This window comes from Alistipes sp. i18-0019-D1, from assembly GCF_042852885.1.
Taxonomy (GTDB): Bacteria; Bacteroidota; Bacteroidia; order Bacteroidales; family Rikenellaceae; genus Alistipes.
This window is the reverse complement of sequence record NZ_AP031424.1, coordinates 755,392-772,843: the sequence shown is the minus strand read 5'-3', so window position 1 is coordinate 772,843 and position 17,452 is coordinate 755,392. Positions and strand designations below refer to the sequence as shown.

Annotated in this window: 16 protein-coding genes; 3 read left to right on the top strand and 13 right to left on the bottom strand. The window is 59.9% G+C overall.

Annotated features, from left to right (window positions below; genetic code table 11):
• Positions 1-23: 23 nt before the first annotated feature.
• A complete protein-coding gene (locus tag ACGHP5_RS03050; protein ID WP_290532213.1) occupies positions 24-392 on the bottom strand; it encodes a GtrA family protein in 369 nt (122 codons plus the stop codon).
• A complete protein-coding gene (locus ACGHP5_RS03045) occupies positions 389-2,101 on the bottom strand; it encodes an ArnT family glycosyltransferase (RefSeq protein ID WP_390567994.1) in 1,713 nt (570 codons plus the stop codon). The genes ACGHP5_RS03050 and ACGHP5_RS03045 overlap by 4 nt, the downstream gene beginning before the upstream one ends.
• Before the next feature lie 212 nt (positions 2,102-2,313).
• On the opposite strand from ACGHP5_RS03045, the gene ACGHP5_RS03040 reads away from it, so the two are divergent.
• Genes ACGHP5_RS03040 through ACGHP5_RS03030 form a run of 3 tightly spaced genes read left to right on the top strand, consistent with a single transcriptional unit; the run spans position 2,314 to position 4,322 of the window.
• Positions 2,314-3,081, top strand: a complete 768-nt coding sequence (locus ACGHP5_RS03040) for a threonine/serine exporter ThrE family protein (RefSeq protein ID WP_290532215.1) — start codon at positions 2,314-2,316, stop codon at positions 3,079-3,081.
• Positions 3,078-3,578 (top strand): threonine/serine exporter family protein, encoded by a 501-nt coding sequence (locus ACGHP5_RS03035; protein ID WP_337657953.1) that lies wholly within the window; start codon positions 3,078-3,080, stop codon positions 3,576-3,578. The genes ACGHP5_RS03040 and ACGHP5_RS03035 overlap by 4 nt, the downstream gene beginning before the upstream one ends.
• 9 nt (positions 3,579-3,587) lie before the next feature.
• A complete protein-coding gene (locus ACGHP5_RS03030; protein WP_337771833.1) occupies positions 3,588-4,322 on the top strand; it encodes a DUF6064 family protein in 735 nt (244 codons plus the stop codon).
• 69 nt (positions 4,323-4,391) lie between these two features.
• Here the strand turns inward: ACGHP5_RS03030 and ACGHP5_RS03025 are convergent, their stop codons facing one another.
• The 11 genes from ACGHP5_RS03025 to ACGHP5_RS02975 form a co-directional block, all read right to left on the bottom strand.
• On the bottom strand, positions 4,392-6,455 hold the full coding sequence (locus tag ACGHP5_RS03025) for a fimbrillin family protein (protein ID WP_390567993.1): 2,064 nt from the start codon (positions 6,453-6,455) through the stop codon (positions 4,392-4,394).
• A gap of 228 nt (positions 6,456-6,683) precedes the next feature.
• Positions 6,684-8,069: a hypothetical protein gene (locus tag ACGHP5_RS03020; protein WP_390567992.1), complete on the bottom strand. Its 1,386-nt coding sequence runs from the start codon at positions 8,067-8,069 to the stop codon at positions 6,684-6,686.
• Positions 8,070-8,115: 46 nt separating this feature from the next.
• The gene (locus tag ACGHP5_RS03015) at positions 8,116-8,250 is read right to left on the bottom strand and encodes a hypothetical protein (RefSeq protein ID WP_290532220.1); all 135 of its coding nucleotides are present in this window, start codon (positions 8,248-8,250) and stop codon (positions 8,116-8,118) included.
• A gap of 45 nt (positions 8,251-8,295) precedes the next feature.
• Positions 8,296-9,465, bottom strand: a complete 1,170-nt coding sequence (locus ACGHP5_RS03010; protein WP_290532221.1) for an OmpA family protein — start codon at positions 9,463-9,465, stop codon at positions 8,296-8,298.
• 11 nt (positions 9,466-9,476) lie between these two features.
• On the bottom strand, positions 9,477-9,968 hold the full coding sequence (locus ACGHP5_RS03005) for a hypothetical protein (RefSeq protein ID WP_290532222.1): 492 nt from the start codon (positions 9,966-9,968) through the stop codon (positions 9,477-9,479).
• A 410-nt stretch (positions 9,969-10,378) separates the two neighbouring features.
• On the bottom strand, positions 10,379-11,350 hold the full coding sequence (locus ACGHP5_RS03000) for a tyrosine-type recombinase/integrase (protein ID WP_390567991.1): 972 nt from the start codon (positions 11,348-11,350) through the stop codon (positions 10,379-10,381).
• A gap of 315 nt (positions 11,351-11,665) precedes the next feature.
• On the bottom strand, positions 11,666-12,565 hold the full coding sequence (locus ACGHP5_RS02995) for a nucleotidyltransferase domain-containing protein (protein ID WP_390567990.1): 900 nt from the start codon (positions 12,563-12,565) through the stop codon (positions 11,666-11,668).
• Between the two features lie 993 nt (positions 12,566-13,558).
• Complete coding sequence (locus tag ACGHP5_RS02990) at positions 13,559-13,843, bottom strand: transcriptional regulator (protein ID WP_337756388.1); 285 nt, start codon at positions 13,841-13,843, stop codon at positions 13,559-13,561.
• Between the two features lie 4 nt (positions 13,844-13,847).
• Positions 13,848-14,438: a hypothetical protein gene (locus tag ACGHP5_RS02985; protein ID WP_290532192.1), complete on the bottom strand. Its 591-nt coding sequence runs from the start codon at positions 14,436-14,438 to the stop codon at positions 13,848-13,850.
• Between the two features lies 1 nt (position 14,439).
• Positions 14,440-15,066, bottom strand: a complete 627-nt coding sequence (locus tag ACGHP5_RS02980) for a hypothetical protein (RefSeq protein WP_390567989.1) — start codon at positions 15,064-15,066, stop codon at positions 14,440-14,442.
• 31 nt (positions 15,067-15,097) lie between these two features.
• Positions 15,098-17,449 (bottom strand): outer membrane beta-barrel protein, encoded by a 2,352-nt coding sequence (locus ACGHP5_RS02975; RefSeq protein ID WP_337771870.1) that lies wholly within the window; start codon positions 17,447-17,449, stop codon positions 15,098-15,100.
• Positions 17,450-17,452 lie beyond the last annotated feature (3 nt).

Sequence of the window (17,452 nt, the reverse complement as noted above, 5' to 3'; positions counted from 1 at the left end):
GCGGGACCGGAAGCACGGCCCGGTCAGAAGGTGAAGAAATAATTCATAAAGAAATTCCAGAACGTCACCACGCCGATGGCAAAGAGTTTCGCCAGGTAGAAATTCAGGCGGAAACGACCGTGCAGGACGTAGATGGTGGCGTTGTTGATCACCAGCCCGACAGCCGCGATGCCCAGAAACCGGAGGTACTGGCCCGTGATGTCGGGATTTTCGTTCTGGAACGTCCAGACGCGGTTGAGAATGTAGTTGGAGGTCGAAGCGCAGAGGAACCCCAGCGAATTGGCCACGTATTTGTTCAGCCGCAGCCACTCCTTGCAGAGATAGGTGATACCGAAATCGACGAAGACGCCCGAGCCGCCGACGACGCAGAATTTGAAGAACTGTTCTATCATAAATTTCCGACCTCCGTCGGGACGGATTTTCCGTTAAACCAATTCGTATAACCCTCGCGGCGCAGGGCGAACCCCACGTCGAAACTCTCGCCGGCCAGCTGCGGCAGGACGGTGAACGTCACCCCGCGCGTCAAGACGCTGTCGGCCGGAATCGTGAAGGTCTCGCCCGTGGGGAACTCGTCGACCCGGAAACGCCCGTGTTTCCACAGCATCACCAGCTGCGTGTCGCCCCCGCCCACGCGGATCGCATAGGGATAGGGATTCGTGATGCGCAGTTCGAGGCGCAGCGTCTCGCCCGCGGCCACCTTTTCGGGCAGACCCGCAAAGGCGATGTCCACCAATCGCACGGGGTGGAAAGCCGGATCGACGAACCACCTAAAACTCCTGCCGTTGGCCATCGTGAGGGTACGCACCTGCCGCGTGCTGTCCGAGACGGTCCCGTCCGGGCACTCGACGAGCACCTCACGGCCGATGAACCGCGAATCGTCGTCACGGAACTGCCACTGGTGCGTGCGATAACGGATATTGGGCTGGCAATAGGCCTCGCCGCCCGTATAGAACGCGTATTTGGCCGCAACGGCGTAACCGTAGCGGAAAACCACCGGACGGCCGTCGGCCTCGGCGGCGATGGCGGTGTAGCTCTCCGGGTTGTTGAACACCTCGAAGCGGATGCCCAGCGGGTTGAAGATCATCACCAGCCGCACCAGGACGATCAGTCCGACGGTCACGCCCCCGGCCCGCATCACGTAACGGCGCGTGCGGGGATGCCGCCGGGCATAGGTGAAGAGCAGGTAGACCAGTCCGAAGCAGGCGACGATCACCCACTGGGGCTGGACGTAACCGCGCAGCGACGAGAGTACGAAGAAGGCGATGAAAGCCACGGGCAGGAGCTTCAGCACCCGCCCGACGGGGGTCTGCGGCTTCACTTTCCGCCATGCCTGCACGTAGAGCGGCACGAAGAAGGGGTTGAAGACCACCAGCATGTTGGCCAGGAATTCGACGACGTAACCGGGTTTGAAGACCGAATTGCGGCCCGAAAGATGGTAGGCGAACGACGCCCAGTCGTGCTCGTACTGCCACACGAGGTGCGGAACGAGCAGCAGCAACGCCACCGCGCCGCTTAAATACAGGGCCGGGCGCAGCAGTTGCCGCGGGTTGGCGGCCAGCGCGAAGAGAACCACCAGCGCGCCGTGGTATTTGCTGTAAGCCATCAGCGCCATGGCGACGCCCATCCACAGCCATGCCCGGCGGCATCCGCCGGAGAACCATCTGAAAGTCAGCAGGAACAGCGCCGTGGTGAACATCAGCGGCCCGTCGGGCACGGCGATGAAGCCGTAGAGCTGAAGCATCAGCGTCGCGGCCGACAGCACGACGAACAGTCCCGCATCGCGGCGGCCGGCATCCGCCGGACGGATCAGACGCCACAGGATCCAGAGGTAGAGGGGTTGCAGCACGGTGAAGAAAAAACGCACGCCCAGCTCCCCGCCGAAGAGGCGCTCTCCGGCCCAGACCAGCAGCGCCGTCACGGGCGGGTGGTCGAAATACCCCCACGCGAGCCGTTCGGCGAACATGTGGTAGTAGGCCTCGTCGTTGGCAAGCTCCGTAAAGCCGGCCTGCACGAGGTTCGCGATCCACCACACCCCGAGCCACAGAAGGACCAACTTATCAGCCCCCAGCGAGGCGTATGACTTTTTGAAAGATGCTTTCATACCGGGAAGCAAAGGTAGGAAAATTTATCCGTTCCGCCTAAAAAAGCCCCGGTTTGTCCCCGAAACCATCCGAACCGCCGGGCTGAAACCATCCGGAGAACCGCCATGGGGACGGCCCGCAGCGCAGGCCGGTGGCAAAATCACGCGCCGGACAGATTTTTCAGGCCCGGAGACGGGCCGTTTGGAGGAAATGAACTATTTTTGCAGCCGCTATGAAAACCAGACAAGAACTGACCGAAATCCTCGATTTCATTGCGGACTACGCGACCTATCTGCTCGCATCCGGCGTCCACACCTCGCGCGTGATCCGCAACTCGCAGCGCATCGGACAGTCGCAGGGAGTCGACATTCAGCTGTCGAGTTTCCAGAAAAGCACGATCCTCACGGTCCGCGACGACGCGACGGGCGAAGCCATCACCCGCGTGGTGAAGATTCCCGCCCTGCCGATCAGCTTCGAGCGCAACTCCGACCTGAGCGCCCTGAGCTGGGACGCCCTCGACGACCGGCTCCCCCTGGGCGAAATCCGCCGGCGCTACGGGGAGCTGATCGACAAACCGCGCATCGACCCGATCTTCGTGCTGGTGACCGTCGGACTGGCCAACGCCTCGTTCTGCCGTCTTTTCGGCGGCGACTGGACGGCCGCGGGCATCGTCTTCACCGCCACGCTCGTGGGCTTCGCCGCCCGGCAGCGGATGCAGGCGCACGGCGTCAACCACTTCCTGATCTTCATCATCTCGGCCTTCATGGCCTCGCTGTGCGCCTCGGCGGCCCTGCGCTTCGACTGCACGGCGGAGACAGCCCTCGCCACGAGCGTACTGTACCTCGTGCCGGGCGTGCCGCTGATCAACGGCGTGATCGACATCGTCGAAGGCCACATCCTGATCGGATTCAGCCGGCTGATCAACGCCCTGCTGCTGATCATCTGCATCGCCATCGGACTTTCGGCGACTTTGTTAATGGTTAAAAACAGCCTGTTATGATCGCTGCGGACATTCTTCTCGACGGTTTTTTCGCGGCCGTGGCGGCCGTCGGCTTCGGCGCCGTCTCCGATCCCCCGATGCGCGCCTTCCCGCGCATCGCCCTGCTGGCCGCCGTGGGACACGCCCTGCGGTTCTGCCTGATGAACTGCGCCGGCATGGACATCGCCACGGCGTCGCTCTGCGCCGCAACGGCCATCGGTTTCGGAAGCCTCTGGCTGGGCAAGGCCATCCGCTGCCCGATGACGGCGCTCTACATCCCGGCGCTGCTGCCGATGGTTCCGGGCATCTACGCCTACAAGACGGTCTTCTCGCTCATCATGTTCCTCCAGTCGCTCAACGACCCGGGACAGGGCATGCAGTACATGCAGCTGTTCTTCCTCAACGCCACCGTGTCGCTGAGCGTCATCGCCCTGCTGGCTGCCGGAGCCACGCTGCCGATCTTCGTCTTCAACCGCCGGGCGTTCTCGCTCACGCGGCGCAGAAAAAACGCGAAATAAACCTTCCGCATGGAGACTTTCTGGAATACCATCGCTTCCTACAACGCCGCGACATGGCCCGCACAGCTCGCGCTGGTGCTGGCGGCCGTTGTCCTGACCCTGCTGCTCTACTTCCGCCCCTCGCCCGCCGTGCGGACCGCTATGAAGATTTTCATGGCGCTCCTGAACTTCTGGATCGCCGGGGTCTACTACCTCGTCTACTGCGAGCCGCGCGAGCACCACGACCTGCTGGCGCTGTTCTGGGCCATCATGGGGTGCATCTGGGTCTACGACCTGGCGGTCAAGCACGCCTCGCTCCAGCGCACGGGCAACCACACGGCGTTCGCCGCGCTGCTGTTCGTCATGCCGCTCGTCTACCCGCTGTTCTCGCTCCTGCTGGGCCGCACCTTCCCGATGATCACCTCGCCGGTGATGCCCTGCTCGGTGGCGGTCTTCACGATCGGGCTGATGCTGGCCTTTTCGGAGAGAATCAACATCGTACTGGCGATGTTCCTCTGCCACTGGGCGCTGATCGGGCTTTCGAAGGTCTACTTCTTCGGCATCCCGGAGGATTACCTGCTGGCGTGCAGCATCGTCCCGGCGCTGTACCTCTTCTTCCGCGAATACATCCGCGACAACGCCGGGCGGCCCACGAAACCCTCGCCGCGGGTGCTCAACGCACTGCTCGCGGTGATGTGCCTGATCATCGGGTGCTTCTTCGCCTTCACGCTGCTGCACCAGTTCAACCTCTTCACCGGCCGCTGACACCACATGCACCCACAAAAAAAGAAGCGTCCGGCAACCGGACGCTTCTTTTTTCACAGCAGACAGCGCCTATTCGCTGCGGCGCAGGTCCCACTTGTTGTTGGCGCCGATAACGGCCTTCACCAGGTCGTCGCCGTAGACCGCCATGTTCGAACAGGTCTGCCCGTAGGTCATCGTGGCGTTCGAAGCTCCGGCGAAATCCATCAGCACGATGCCGGCGTTTCCGCGGAAATCGGGCCGGTTCAGCTTGTCCGCCGTGTAGCGGTTGTAGCGGTTGGCGCAATAATCATAGTCGCCCAAGGCCCCGAGGACGCCGAGCCCCGTCACGCTGCAATGGTCTCTGTCATAGCAGCTCACGTAGTTCATGCACCAGCGCGAGACGTCCGTCGCATTGTAGGTGTAGGCGATGCAGTCGTCGATGGCCGAATACTTGCTCACACCGTCCGAAGAACCGTTCTTGATGTTATAGAGGTCGTTGACCTTGATCGGAGCCGCCTCGCCGGTGTTGCCGTGGAGCGTGGTTTCGAAGACTACCTTATCGTTCGTCCAGTTCAGGTAGGCCCCGAGATACTCCCCGTCATTGTCCGATTTATAATCCTCGCGAATGACGAACAGGATCTTGCCCCGGGCGTCGGCGAGCGTCATCCGCGGCGTGAAGTCGGCAATGCGGCCGTTACAACGGGTCTTGATGTAGCTCACGACACTCTTGTTCCACCCTCTTTTATTGGCGTTGGTGGTGGTATTCTCATATTTCATATGCACGAGCAGCGTCTCGCCCGGATGCTCCTCCAGGAAACGCACGAAGCGGTCGAGCACCTGCGAAAGCAGGAAGGGCGACAGCTCCTGCCTACCGGACGCGCCCGGCGTATAACCGCCGCGGGCCGGATCGCCCAGCACGGAGATGCCGTGATGAATCGGAAGGTCCTTGACGGAAGCCGAAGACGCGCAGGGACGCAGGTCGAACATGCGGACGCCCGCCGCCAGCTGCTCCTCGATGGAAAGTTCCTGCGCCTTGGTGACTTTCGTTATGTTGGTGTTGCCTAACCAGGAAAGAAGCCATTTGAAATGGTATCTCTCATGCGGCATACCGCTCTTATATTCGTAGTGCGAGCCGTAGATCGCGCAGGCGTCGTGCGATCCGGGAATGGAGACCTGCGAGAGGTAGGTGTTGTCGGGCAGGTATTTCATCCAGTCGGACCGGTCCGAGACAATGCGCTGGGCCTGGGCCGGCATGTCGCCGACCGAAAACGAATAGCGGTGTCCGGCCCGGAGCGTCGCCGGCGTGGTGTAGCTGTAAGTCCGGCCTTCGGTCGTAACGGCCGTCAACGTCAGACCGCGGATGTCCTGCGGCAGCATAAAGGCCGTCACCACGATTTTCGAACCGGCATTGAGCTTGATGTAGGGCACGCTCCCCGTCGTCAGATGCAGCGCCAGCACATTGGAACTCCGGTCCGGATCGACCGTGCTGCCGCCCGTCGCAATGTCATGGGTAAACTGTCCCGCCACGGCATCGTTCTCGCTCGAAAGGACGAGCTTCTGCACTTCGACGGCCTCGGAAAATCCCACCGACACGGTCACCGTGGTCATCAGCGGACGGAATGCGAACGACACTTCCCCGCCGCGCTCCACGCCTTCGGCGCAGGCCGACATGTAGGCATACCGCATGTTGCACTCCCCGTTGTTGCAGGTCTGGACGGCGGGAACCGCCGCCACGACGATCGAACCGCTGTTGGCCCGGATCGCACCGGAGGGATAGAAGGCGTAAAAGTCGTGCAGCCCTTCGCCCCAGACCATCCCGGTATCGCTCAAATCGGCCTCGCTTTCGGTCGCACCGGAAACGCGGACCTCGACCGTCGCCCGCTGCGGAGTCGTCTGCGGAGAGATGACCTCCACCCGGTCTCCGCTGCGCCAGTAGATCGGCCAGAAGCCGTTCGTCAGCGGGCCGTATGCCGTCCGGGTCTCAGCCTCCGGCGACGGATCGCCGTTGTCGATCGAAAGGCGGCAGGCGACGGGATCGCCCGCCGCTGCCGGTTCTTCGGGGCGGGGCCATGCCGTCGTTCCGGCATCGTCCTTCCCGCATCCCGTCAGCAGAAGCGCCAGCAGCGGCAAGCGGAAAACAGAACTGTATTTCATATTTTTTTATTTTCAATAGGTTAAATCCCCGTTATCCGAATAGTCCTCCGAAATCGGACCCAACTCTCCCCCGTCGGGCTGCGAAATTGCAAAACCGGCTTCCACCGCAACTGCGAAGACCTCCAGTTCCGGTTTTGTATAAACTGCTTTCATGCTGGATATGGTTATATATAAATCGGGACGGCTGTTGCATCCGTCCCGATCGTATGTATTTTGCCGTGCCGAGACCTATTCGACCGTATAGGTAAAGTCGGCGAGTTCCAAATGATAGGTGGAACCGCAGGTAGTGTAAAGCTTCATCATGATCCGTTGTCCGTTCGCAACCGTAAAGGTATGGGTCCGGGATACGGAACCGCTGTATCTCCACGGACACGTTCCTGTCTGGCTCGACTGAATATTGTCAAAACTCCGGAGGAAATTCTCCGAAATATCAGCGCCATTGTCCGTCACGCCGATTCGGTATTCAACCGGATTAGCAATAATCGTATTGGTGGCCGCCGTAAAGGACACCGTCACCTTTTTGGTTCCGTCGCACTGAATCGGAGGCGTTACAAACGCACCGTTTCGTGCACTGTTAGCGAGGGTAGCCTGTAACTGAATACGATTTCTGTTCTTGAGTACGTCACCGCCGGCAGCGTCCTTGTCGCTCTTGATCTCGGAGCGGAGGAAATACCAGTTGTTAAAAATTCTTTCCGGATCATACTGCGGTTCGACCTGGAAAAATCCGTTATCCCCATAGGTGTCCGTCCCGTATTGCGAGTTTACGCCATCGGGAACCGTAAGCGTAAAGCGCTTCGTACGGCAGGGAACATTCATCGTATAGTGGGTATTGCGCTTCAGACCGGCCAACTGGAACGATTTGTCCGAATAGGTCATGCCGTCGGTGGTCGTAACCTCTACGCTCATGTTCGAAGCGGCCCCGACGGGCAGCAGGCCCACGGTGAACTCCTTACGGTCAGTCTCCACGGTGAGCGAGTTGGTCAGGGCCGAAGCGGAGAAAGTTCCGTCGGCATTGACCGTGCCGGCCGTCGGCAGCACATTGTCGGCGGTGGTGAAGGTGACGTATTTCGGGGTTTCGTTGGCGCCCAGAGCGAGTTTCATTCCGATACGGGCCATCAGCGGTCTGAAAGTCAGCGCGACGGGAAGAACCGTCGTTGTCTCGTCGACTACGAACGGAGTTTCGCACACGGTCGAGAACATAAAGTCGTAGGCGGCCAGATCCGTCGAGCAGTAAGCATCGCCCCACGTATGCGTGAAGGTCTTGTTGACGGCGTCGAACGTGGCGGCGCAGAAGGGATAGTGGGCTGCGGCGCACGTGTAGCTGCCGACGGGCACGCTGCCCGAGAAGGTCGTGGTAGCGCCCGACCTGTCGGCCGTGAATTCGCAGACCTCCGTCGTGGAACCGTTGTAGAGAGAGACGGCTACCCTGTCGCCTGCGACCCAGGAGGTCGTCGTGCCGTCAACCGATGTACGGGTTTCGTCGGAAGCCGCATTCTCGGGGATGGTCACCTGAACATATTTCCGCAAGTCCTCCGGAGCGGAAACGCCGTCGTCCTTGCTGCATGCGCCCATGCCGACTGCGGCAAGAGTCGCTATAACCAATAATTTTTTCATAGTGCATTCTTTGTTTTGAATGTTGGTTTTCGGGTCTCCGATCTCATCAGTAGGTTTCGTCTCCCAGTTCACCGCCGCCTTCTCCCGGCTCGATGTCGCTGCTTACAGCAAACCCCTTTTCGACGCGGACGGAGATCAGAGACAACTCCGGTGCCTCATAAGGCATTAACAATTTATTCATGGCTTCTTCTTTTTGGATGTAACGTTTATGTATGATTTGATTGAATTATTCCACGATGACGGCGCGGTTCAGCTCCGGCTCGGCGAAGCGGTTGTTCGTATCGCCCTCGGCCTTCTTGACCAGACGGTCCGCAGGGACACCGTATTTGTCTTTCAGCAGGTTGTAGACATACTCCATCCGCTGCTCGCTCAGGCGCTGGTTCAGCTCCCGGCTGCCGGTGGCCTTGTCGGCCGAACCGATCAGCGTGAAGGTCTTGTCCTCGTCGGCCCTGATGGCATTCCGGACATAGAATTCGAGATTCGTCAGCTCCTTGCTGTCGAGCGTGGCCTTGCCGATCTTGAAGAAGAGCACCACGGGCGATGCGGAGACCTTCCGTTCGACGACGACCTTGGCGGGCGCATTGCGCAGTTTCTCGTTCTCGTCGTTCAGGACGGAATTTTTCGACGCAAGGTCGGTGTTGTTCTCCTCAAGGTTCCGGATCCGGTCGAGATAGGGCGTAATGTCCACCGGCTGCACGTTCGAGGCGCGCACGAAGCCGCGGCGGTTGAACTTGTAAGCCAGACCGGCCGTGACCGAAAGCATCCCCTCGCCGAGGCGGCCGCCGGTCACACCGTCGAAACGCTGGTTGACGAGCAGGCAGCGGGCTTCGAGCGTCAGGTCGAGCGAGCTGCACAGGCGCACCACGTTCAGCAGGCCGACGTCGAAGCCGATCTCGTTGTCGTGGGTGTCGTTGCCGTAGGAGCGCGCCCAGCCGACACCGGCAAAGGGCACGAAGTTCCACGTTCGGGTCTCCTTGTAGCCGCTCACGGCGTTCGAAAAGTTCCACATGGCGTCGGCGTGCAGGTACATCACGCCGAATTTCTCCCGGAACAGGCCGCCGTCGGCACTCTTGGCATAGAGCGTTCCGGCGGTGGTCCAGCCTTTGGCCTGCAAACCCGCGTAACCGACGCGCGCGCCGATCGAAGGCGTGAACCATTTGCCGACGTGGATGTCCAGCGCCGGGGCCAGACGTTTGCCGAATTTTCCTTCGGAGTCGTTCTCACCGAAATAGAGATTCACACCTCCGGCCACTCCGACGAAAACATTATCGAAAAAGCGATTGGTCTCATAAGGGCCCCGTACGATGCGGTTCTGCGCATCCCGGTTGCCGTTCTCCTGGGCAGAAGCGACTCCGCCCGCGAAAACGAACAGTACAATGATGTAGAGATGTTTCATTTTTTATAATTTTAAATGTGTTGTTCCGTATGTTCCGGCGTTCGCAGGTTAATGCGAGGCAATTTGAACCTGTTCCGTTTGAACAGCGCCGGGGAGTCGAGCTCGTCGACGTAGATATTCGAGAGGTATTCGCGCGTCAGCGCGTCGTACTGTTTGTTCACCTTGTACAAAGGCTGCATCGTATAGGTATTCTCGTACGACCAGAAGGCGTTCGAGGCTTCGTGCATGCCGCCCTCCAGCCGGATGACCAGATCGTACAGGCTCGGACGGACGTTGGGGTTCCACTCGTAGGTGGTCCGGCTCGACTGGATGTCGCAGGTCACGAAGTCGGTTTTGGCAACCAGTTCCCGCAGGGCGCGGCGGTACATATAGGTATCCGCATTCGGAGTCAGGCAGGCCGCCAGCAATTCGGGGCTCTTCATAGGAGGAACCCCGGCTTCCGCCGCCTTGCGCAATGTGAGCAGAATCTTCACCGCCCACAAAATCTTAAGAGAGAGTGTCAATTTGTAATCCGTTTTAATTCAAACAGTTGCACTATTCTCCCGAGTCCCATTACTGTAAATAATGGGTCTTGTTTACCTAAAGCGCTGACAGTCAGCTAAAAAATAGCATATTTGGACACAATGAAGAGCAAGAACCGGATTTTATGTCCGTGACCCGGTTCGGGAAATGAGACAGAGATATAAAGTGATAATAATCAGGCGACTAACAGATTATATACATTTTTTTAATGTAAAACATTTGGTTATAATCAGAAATAACCTTACCTTTGCAGACGACGGGAATTGCTTAAATAGCAATCATTTATGTCCTGAAGACACATTATTTACAGTAATGGGCCTTGTTTCTGTCATCCGCACGGTTTTTCCCTTGTATCTATTTGATCCGAATGTCGCCTGAATCGGTCCGATCGTCACAGATTGATAATTTTCCGATTGGCTTTGTCGATGACGTTGCGGTCGAGCTGCGCCAGATAGACGCGCGTCGTCCGCTCGGAGGTATGCCCCATGCCGGCGCTGATCACCGTCAGCGGCGTGCCGCAGTCGCGGGCCAGCGTCGCCCATGAGTGGCGGGCCACATAAAATGTCAGCGGCTCGGAGATTTCCAGCAATTCGCCGATTTTACGGATGAATTTGTTCAGCTCACGCTGCTGCTGGCGATAGGCGCGGTAGCTGTCGTCGGCGGTCAGGACGGGCAGCACATACGGAGAATCGTTATCGTAGCGGTCGATGATTTCCCGCAGGGGCGCTTCGATGCGCAGGGAGAGCATCTGACCGGTTTTTTTGCGCCGATAGGTCAGCACGCCGTCGCGGACATCGCTTTTGCGCAGATAGATCATATCGACGAACGACATGCCCCGGGTGTAAAAACTGAACATGAAAAGATCGCGCGCCAGCGCGTATTTGGGATGCAAGGCCGAGAGATCGGCATCGCCGATCCGCCGGAGTGTCTCGCGCGGCAGAGCGCGTTTGCGGGTCGCCACCTGTCTGATGAGCCTGCGGCGAAAGGGATTGCCGCCCGCAGCGGGGAAAAGCCCCTGTTCGACGGCCCGGTTGTAAACGGCCCGCAGGGAGCGCATGTGGAATACGACGGAATTGGTCCCGAGGCCCCGCGCCAGGAGCCACCGCTCGTAACGTTCGAGCCATTCGGCGGTGAACTGTTCCGGAGGCAGCTTGCCCCCGCCCGCATAGCGGACGAGCATACGGTATGCCATCCGGTAGTTTGCGGTCGAACCGTTTCGTCCCGTCTGTTCACACTCCTCGATGTGGAGTGCGAAGCAGGAGATGAAATCAGGACGGGTTTCGTTACGGGTCCTGCCCGCGAATACAGGCTGTCCCATGTAGGTAAGGCGGGACATGCCGACTAAATCTGGTGAGTGCATCATAGAATAGAATTTAGTGAAACTGCGTTGCAAGATAGGAAGCCGCAAATCAAAGACCGCCTGAAGCCAGCTAAAGATTTGCAGAAACGGAGGGACGTCCGACCTCCGGGCACAGTTTCGAGAACCGAAAGGACCATAGGCAGGTCCGACCATGCGCTTACATGAGAAGCATGGCGTGCAAAACAACGGGAAATTGCCGGGTTCCAACCCGTGACCGGCCGCTCCGCCGAAAGCCTCAAAAAGCGGCATGAACGGAACGGGGGCCTGCCGGGATTTCCACGATCCCGCAAGCCCCCGCTCGTTCGGATGATTGACCGCCTATTGCCGTTCGCTCAACTCTTTATAAAGCTCCAGCCGCAGGCCGGCGTAGTTTTCGATAATATCGCCCATCTTCTCCACACGTTGCAGGTGCATTTCCAACTCCTGCGGCGCGAGATCGAAACCAAGGTCATAACGCGCTTTGACCAGAAATTTCTTTAGGCAGGGGAGCGTGAAGATCCGTTCGATATTCGTATCGTCGAAGGTAAGCATCAATTTCGTCGAAAGCGTCCGCATCCGGTCGTGCATCACCACCGGATCGTGGCTGTCGAACTCCTGACCGTGATAGACGTAGTAGAGCGTGTGGTAGAAATAGACCGCCGCCTGCGCAAAGAAAAGTGCGGCCAGACGTATATTGCGGCTTTCGCTCAATGCTTCCCGCGCCTGCTCGATCAGCTCGTTGCCCAGCATCCGGAACGTGTCGTAATGCAATTTGGCATCGGCATACGCTTTGGCAAAGTCGATCGGGTGTTTCGGGCGGCGGAAATGGCAGTGATCGCTGCAATAGAGCAATTCGCCCTCGGAGTGCGCGAAATAGAGAAAGGGCGTCTTGTTCGATTCGACGTAGTTCAACGTCATAATATAGAGATTGATGTATGCAATATCCCGGTGTTTGACGGGCATTCTGTACCGGAGTATCCGCTTCGCACGTATCCAGTCGTATTCGGGAGTTTCGCGCACGACCATCAAAAGGTCATAGGCCACGGCGTCGCTGTGGGGCGTGCCGCCGGCCAGATTCCCGAACAGCAGGATATATTCGGGATCGAAATAGCCGTCCGTCAAAGTTTGGACGATCCGGGTGGCTTCGGCGGGATTGTAAAGGCGTTCGGCGGGCTGTCCCGGTTCGGGGGCTATGCGTTGTGCAGCGTTTTCCTGCACGGGGTTTTGATTCGTTTCCATTCGATTGATTGTTAGAAATTTGGCATAGTAAGGGCTGCCCTTATCGTGCGCAGGGCACAACAAAGAGAATAGCAAGTTGATTAGCAATTATTTGCTAATCCGGCGGATGAAAATGGAAACGAATTGGGAGGTTGCACGGCGGGAACCGCCTGCGGCTGGCCTTGCGGCGTGTCGGCGTCGGAACGCGGACGATGGATTGTGTTCGCATAAATAAAAAAATGCACAGCTGCGAACACAATCCATCCCTCTTGCGAGTTCAAAACCGGTGTCGTTCGCGGGATTGCTCCCCAACGACTCTGTGCATACCTTTAGTAGTAGCGTTCCGATTTTGAAAGCCATTGCAAGAAAGTTTATTATGAATTATGTTCGCAGGGACAAAGATAGAAATTTTTCTCTAAAGAGCAAACGTTTCGCGGCTGTCACCGCAAGAGGTTTTGTACCTTTTGATGTCAAAAGTACCAAAACCATCCGCATGTCGTTCTCTGCGGGAGTCTTCTCCGTCCCGCGCTGAGCGGGCGCAGTAAGATCAAGCCTTTACAGCCTCCCGCTCCGGGCGCGCGAGCCGGAGAAGACTCTTTTTCCGCTCCGAACGATAATGCGGCGGTTTTAAACCGCTTCCAGGGGCGATGGCAGGATGCTGTGTTTCCGATCCGGTTGTTGCGCTTCTTACGCCGCCAAAGGCGGCGAATGAATCCGATTCGATGCCGGAGCCGTTAAACGAAGTCCCGGCTAAAAGTGGTAAGAAACGGGGCAGGGGCGCGTGCGCCCCCGCGAATAGGCGCCCGTTTCGAACGTTAGACGGGACGAAGTAGGCAGAGGCATCCGTCGGAGAGTTTTTGGTACTTTTTGCGGTCAAAAAGTTACATAACCCTCCGCAGGCGAAGACCGCGGTATTCTGGCGTTTTTTTGGAAAAAACATCTCGCGGATAAAATCCTGTACTGCACTCCAAAAGTTAAACAAGAAACTTTTTGGGAGCAGGACAAGGCCGCAGCCTATTTCTTTATATAGCTTTGCAGCGCCTCGACGTATTCGGCGAAGGCGTCGCGTCCGGCGTCGGTGATGCGGCATACCGTGCAGGGAATCTTGCCACGGAAGGTCTTTTCGACCTCGATGTAACCCGCTTTGGCGAGTTTGTCCAGCTGCACCGAGAGGTTTCCCGCCGTGGCTCTGGTCTGCTGCCGGATGAAGACGAAGTCGGCGCTTTCGACCCCGATGAGGATCGAAACGACGGCCAGTCTCAATTCGGAGTGCAGCAGGGGATTCAGCTCTTTGAACATCGCGTTATCGGGCAGGGTGGTTCGACTTGTAGTTGAGGATATGCCCCGGAACGACCATCATTACCACGAAGCCGGCGATGAAAAGCAGCGGCTGCCACATATTGCCGGCGATCAGTGTGAACGGAGCGAGGATGATGGCCGCGACGCCCCCGACGACGGTGGGTGTGAAGCGGATGATCAGTCCCGTCACGGCGGTACCCATGCCCATGATGAGCAGGATGATGAAGAGTATCGGCAGACGCATGGGCGTGAAGAGCGCCAGCATGCTGACGAACCACGCCGAAAGACCCATTACCGTCCAGACATTCCCGATCACGCGGTCGACGAACGTGCGCACCTCGCCTTCGGACTTCTTCTCGCGCGAAACCCACATCAGCAGCCAGCCCAGCAGGGGCAGCAGCAGCCAGAGGTAGTTCCAGCGCGGGTCTTGGAAATAGACGACTGCGCCCCAGACGATGAGCGTCGTCAGTACGGTGGCGTAGCCCCATGCCAGCAACGGACGGCCCGAGTTGCGGACCATGCGGCTGCGGGTGTTTTCGATCATGCGGCCGATCAGCGCCAGGCTTTCGGCGGCTTCCAGTTTGCGCTCTTCCATTTTACTGTTCGTTTTCCGGCGTCTTTGCGGCGTCGCGTTTGACCTGTCTTTTGAGTGCGTATCCCGAGCCTGCAAGCCCGATGAGGACTGCTGCGGCGAACTGAATGAGGTTGCCGTCGGGGTTGGCGTTGATCCACGTTTCGCGGATGATGCCGAAGGCCACCGGCAGCAGGAAGCACGAAGCGTAGTACATGTACTTGTTACGGATCACCGTTCCCGAGATATACAGCCCCGCGCTGATCAGCAGCAGGGCCGGGAACAGCGGGTCGACGGGCCATTCGCGGTCCATGCAGATCACGAAGGTCGAAAAGGCTGCCAGGCCTGCCACACAGCCCCAGATCTGCTCCAGCAGGCGGTCGGTGTAGCTTTTGACCTGCGGGGCACGGCGGCGGTTGTACCACCGGGTGAAGGCCCATCCGGCGGCCAGCGCGGGGAGCCACAGCCATTGCCAGGCCCGGCTGCCGGTGACGGTCAGCAGGATGAAGATCCCTACGGCGGTCGCGGCCAGCAGGTATCCCCACAGGATGAAGAGGTTGCTGCTTCCCGCCGAGAGGCGGCGGCGCGTGTCGCGGATCATCCGCCGGATGAGTTCGATGCTCTGGTCGGCTTGGAGGTTTTTGTCGTCCATGAGGGTTGATTTTGGGGTTAAAGTTACGAATTTATTTCGATTGTCCGTCCGTTTTGGCGAGGCGGCTGCGCTCGGAGTCTGCGGCGCTTTCGACTTTCCGGGTGCGGAAACGCTCCCCGGAGCTGAAATTCCACGACGCGCCGATTTTCCATGCGCGGCCCGACCACGGCTGGCGGCCCTTCACCACGCGGCGTATGCCGTCGGTCCGGGATACGAACTCCCAGCCGCAGTCCGTGAGATTCTGTGCCGTAAGGAACAGCGTCAGCCGCTTTTTGCAGAGACGTTTTTTGACCGTGGCTCCGAGTGTGTGCCGGGGTCCGACCTCGCTGTTTCCCGAATAGAGCCGGCTCTGGCAGCGGTAAACGGCTTCGACATAAAACTCCGCGGGCAGGGTGAAGGCCGCCGTGGCGTCGGCGAACAGCAGTCCGTGCGTGGCGGGCGTGTCGCGTCGTTCGAGGCGGATGCGCTGGGCCACACCCACGGCGTTGAGTTTGAGTTCCCACCAGCGGGTGATTTTCAGCGGCAGCGTCAGGAAGGCGAACCAGTGGTTCTCGGTGCAGTGGTTTTCGGGCCGGATGCGGATTGCATCGGGATTCGCGGCGTCGGCCGAAGCCACTTCGCGGATCAGGTCGCGGTGGAGATTGCCGCCTATCGAGAGCACGTAGCGGTAACGCCAGATCAGCGTCAGCGACAGGCGGTGGATATAGGTCGGGCGCAGCGCCGGATTGCCCGTCTGGTAGCTGTAATCCGAGAGCTGGATTCGCACGGGGTTGAGCGCCGGGAACGAGGGGCGTTCGATATTGCGGCTCCACTGCGCAGCCAGCATCCAGGTCCGCAGGCCGTTCAGGGTGTAGTTGGCCGAGAGGTTCGGGAACAGCCCGAAGTAACTGCGGTCGAGACTCTCCGACCCGATGGCGGTGTATTCGCCCCGCAGTCCCGCCGAGAGGTCCCAGCGGCCGCGCTTCAGCGCCAGCGAAACGTATGCCGCCCCGGTCTGCTCGGTGTAATGCCGTGCGTAGCCGTAGTCCGCCAGGTCGTGCCAGGTGTCGTCCTGCCGGGCCTCGTAACGGCTGCGGTCGTCCATCCCGTTGCGGGTGCAGCGGCCTCCTGCGCGCAGGGTCAGGCCGTGGGCCAGGCGGTGCGTCAGCGAGAGTTCGGCGGTCAGGATGTCGTAGCGCGACCGGTCGTCGGAACGGTAGAGCGAATCGCGGGCATCCGTTCCCGAGGTGTAACGGGTTCGGTAATCGTTGTCTCCGTCGGAGGCGTAGCGGGTGTAGTCGGCGATCAGTTTCAGTTCGGAGCCGAGCGTGTCGATGCGCCAGACGTAGTTGGCCGTGAGGGTCAGCGTCCCGCCGTCCGCGCGCTGGCGGTAGCGGCTGTCGGTCGTCGTGCCGCTTAGCTCGGTCCGTGACGCGGTCGGCATGTGCAGGCCGCGTGCGGTGTATTCGGCCGAAAGCCCCGCGGTGTGGTGCGGCGAGGGATCGAAGATCGCCGCAAACTCTCCGCGGCCGTAGTTGCTGCGGCCCTCGGTGCGGCTTTTGCCGCTGAACGGGTAGCTGCGGCTCTCCGTGAAATGGCTTTCGGCCCGGGGTGTGAAGACTCCGGCAGCCGAGGCGCTGACGGTCCAGCGGCCGGAGCGGATTCCGAGGCGGCCCGAAGGGGCGTAGACCCCGAAACCGGAGCTTTGGGTCGTCGCGGCTTGCAGGTGGCCGTCCAGCCCGTCGGCCCTGCGGCGGCGCAGGGTGATCAGGATCACGCCGCCGCGTGCGTCCGCCGCAAACTCCGCCCCGGTCTGCGGCACGACCTCGATGCGTGCGATGTCGGCCGCCGTGAGGCTCCGGAGGTAGGATGCGGTCTGTTCGGCGGAGCCTTTCAGTTTGCGCCCGTCCACGTAGACCTGTGTCCCCGAAGCGCCGTTGACCGAAATGCCCTCGTCGCCAATCCGGACACCCGGGGCCAGCCGCAGCAGCTCTTCCCCGTCGCGACCTGCAAAGGCCGGGCCGTCGCCGACGCTGACCACGAACCGGTCGCTCTCGCGTGTCACCGCTTCGGCCGTGACGGTCACGGACCCGATTCCGGCCGCCGTGAGGCGGAGTTCCCCGAGGTCGAGTCCCTGCGGACCGAGATGGAGCGGCCGTTCGAGCGGTTCGTATCCCACGTGGCGCAGCGAGAGCAGGTAACGGCCCGTGTCGGCCGTGAGGCGGAAACGCCCTTCGGCGTCGGTGGCCCCGCCTGCGGCCTGCCGGTCCCCGCGCAGCAGGGTGACCGTGGCGTAGGCCACCCCTCCGCCGGCTTCATCCGCACGTCCCGTGACGGCGGGGCGTTGTGCGGCGGCGAATGCCGGAGTGAGCAGAAGCGGAAACAGGATGGCAAGGCGGCGCATGGG

Coding starts and splice junctions, on each gene's coding strand:
- ACGHP5_RS03035 (WP_337657953.1), top strand. CDS start 3,078: ATGATCGCTGCGGACATTCTTCTCGACGGTTTTTTCGCGGCCGTGGCG.
- ACGHP5_RS03010 (WP_290532221.1), bottom strand. CDS start 9,465: ATGAAACATCTCTACATCATTGTACTGTTCGTTTTCGCGGGCGGAGTC.
- ACGHP5_RS02985 (WP_290532192.1), bottom strand. CDS start 14,438: ATGGAAGAGCGCAAACTGGAAGCCGCCGAAAGCCTGGCGCTGATCGGC.
- ACGHP5_RS03050 (WP_290532213.1), bottom strand. CDS start 392: ATGATAGAACAGTTCTTCAAATTCTGCGTCGTCGGCGGCTCGGGCGTC.
- ACGHP5_RS03045 (WP_390567994.1), bottom strand. CDS start 2,101: ATGAAAGCATCTTTCAAAAAGTCATACGCCTCGCTGGGGGCTGATAAG.
- ACGHP5_RS03040 (WP_290532215.1), top strand. CDS start 2,314: ATGAAAACCAGACAAGAACTGACCGAAATCCTCGATTTCATTGCGGAC.
- ACGHP5_RS02995 (WP_390567990.1), bottom strand. CDS start 12,565: ATGGAAACGAATCAAAACCCCGTGCAGGAAAACGCTGCACAACGCATA.
- ACGHP5_RS03000 (WP_390567991.1), bottom strand. CDS start 11,350: ATGATGCACTCACCAGATTTAGTCGGCATGTCCCGCCTTACCTACATG.
- ACGHP5_RS02980 (WP_390567989.1), bottom strand. CDS start 15,066: ATGGACGACAAAAACCTCCAAGCCGACCAGAGCATCGAACTCATCCGG.
- ACGHP5_RS03020 (WP_390567992.1), bottom strand. CDS start 8,069: ATGAAAAAATTATTGGTTATAGCGACTCTTGCCGCAGTCGGCATGGGC.
- ACGHP5_RS03030 (WP_337771833.1), top strand. CDS start 3,588: ATGGAGACTTTCTGGAATACCATCGCTTCCTACAACGCCGCGACATGG.
- ACGHP5_RS03025 (WP_390567993.1), bottom strand. CDS start 6,455: ATGAAATACAGTTCTGTTTTCCGCTTGCCGCTGCTGGCGCTTCTGCTG.
- ACGHP5_RS03015 (WP_290532220.1), bottom strand. CDS start 8,250: ATGAATAAATTGTTAATGCCTTATGAGGCACCGGAGTTGTCTCTGATC.
- ACGHP5_RS02975 (WP_337771870.1), bottom strand. CDS start 17,449: ATGCGCCGCCTTGCCATCCTGTTTCCGCTTCTGCTCACTCCGGCATTC.
- ACGHP5_RS02990 (WP_337756388.1), bottom strand. CDS start 13,843: ATGTTCAAAGAGCTGAATCCCCTGCTGCACTCCGAATTGAGACTGGCC.